Here is a 1624-nt window from a genome sequence, read left to right as displayed (position 1 = left end):
TTTTTTGAGAGTTATGGGATCATGCGTTTGCTTTTTGTTTTTGTAACGGAGAGTTTGATTCTGGCTCAGGACGAACGCTGGCGGCGTGCTTAACACATGCAAGTCGAACGATGAAGCCTAGCTTGCTAGGTGGATTAGTGGCGAACGGGTGAGTAATACGTGAGTGACCTACCTTTGACTCTGGGATAAGCCTGGGAAACTGGGTCTAATACCGGATACGACCAATCTCCGCATGGGGTGTTGGTGGAAAGCGTTATGGAGTGGTTTTAGATGGGCTCACGGCCTATCAGCTTGTTGGTGAGGTAATGGCTTACCAAGGCGACGACGGGTAGCCGGCCTGAGAGGGTGACCGGCCACACTGGGACTGAGACACGGCCCAGACTCCTACGGGAGGCAGCAGTGGGGAATATTGCACAATGGGCGCAAGCCTGATGCAGCGACGCCGCGTGAGGGATGACGGCCTTCGGGTTGTAAACCTCTGTTAGCATCGAAGAAGCGAAAGTGACGGTAGGTGCAGAGAAAGCGCCGGCTAACTACGTGCCAGCAGCCGCGGTAATACGTAGGGCGCGAGCGTTGTCCGGAATTATTGGGCGTAAAGAGCTTGTAGGCGGTTGGTCGCGTCTGCTGTGAAAGGCTGGGGCTTAACCCTGGTTTTGCAGTGGGTACGGGCTAACTAGAGTGCAGTAGGGGAGACTGGAATTCCTGGTGTAGCGGTGGAATGCGCAGATATCAGGAGGAACACCGATGGCGAAGGCAGGTCTCTGGGCTGTAACTGACGCTGAGAAGCGAAAGCATGGGGAGCGAACAGGATTAGATACCCTGGTAGTCCATGCCGTAAACGTTGGGCACTAGGTGTGGGGGACATTCCACGTTTTCCGCGCCGTAGCTAACGCATTAAGTGCCCCGCCTGGGGAGTACGGCCGCAAGGCTAAAACTCAAAGAAATTGACGGGGGCCCGCACAAGCGGCGGAGCATGCGGATTAATTCGATGCAACGCGAAGAACCTTACCAAGGCTTGACATATACTGGACTGCGTCAGAGATGGCGTTTCCCTTCGGGGCTGGTATACAGGTGGTGCATGGTTGTCGTCAGCTCGTGTCGTGAGATGTTGGGTTAAGTCCCGCAACGAGCGCAACCCTCGTTCTATGTTGCCAGCACGTGATGGTGGGGACTCATAGGAGACTGCCGGGGTCAACTCGGAGGAAGGTGGGGATGACGTCAAATCATCATGCCCCTTATGTCTTGGGCTTCACGCATGCTACAATGGCCGGTACAGAGGGTTGCGATACTGTGAGGTGGAGCTAATCCCTAAAAGCCGGTCTCAGTTCGGATTGGGGTCTGCAACTCGACCCCATGAAGTCGGAGTCGCTAGTAATCGCAGATCAGCAACGCTGCGGTGAATACGTTCCCGGGCCTTGTACACACCGCCCGTCAAGTCACGAAAGTTGGTAACACCCGAAGCCGGTGGCCTAACCCTGGTGGGGGGAGCCGTCGAAGGTGGGACTGGCGATTGGGACTAAGTCGTAACAAGGTAGCCGTACCGGAAGGTGCGGCTGGATCACCTCCTTTCTAAGGAGCTCAACTATTGTTTGGTTGGCCATGCTGCTCGCGAGTGTCGGGTGGG

General features: G+C 55.7%; 1 rRNA gene. It reads left to right on the top strand.

The window, feature by feature from the left end:
- Positions 1-42 precede the first annotated feature (42 nt).
- Positions 43-1569 (top strand): 16S ribosomal RNA (locus HMPREF2554_RS00005).
- The last annotated feature ends 55 nt before the right edge of the window (positions 1570-1624 follow it).

It is taken from the genome of Rothia sp. HMSC071F11 (genome assembly GCF_001809115.1).
Lineage (GTDB): Bacteria > Actinomycetota > Actinomycetes > Actinomycetales > Micrococcaceae > Rothia > Rothia dentocariosa.
The sequence above is the reverse complement of the archived record's forward strand: the minus strand, read 5'-3'. Positions and strand labels throughout refer to the sequence as shown.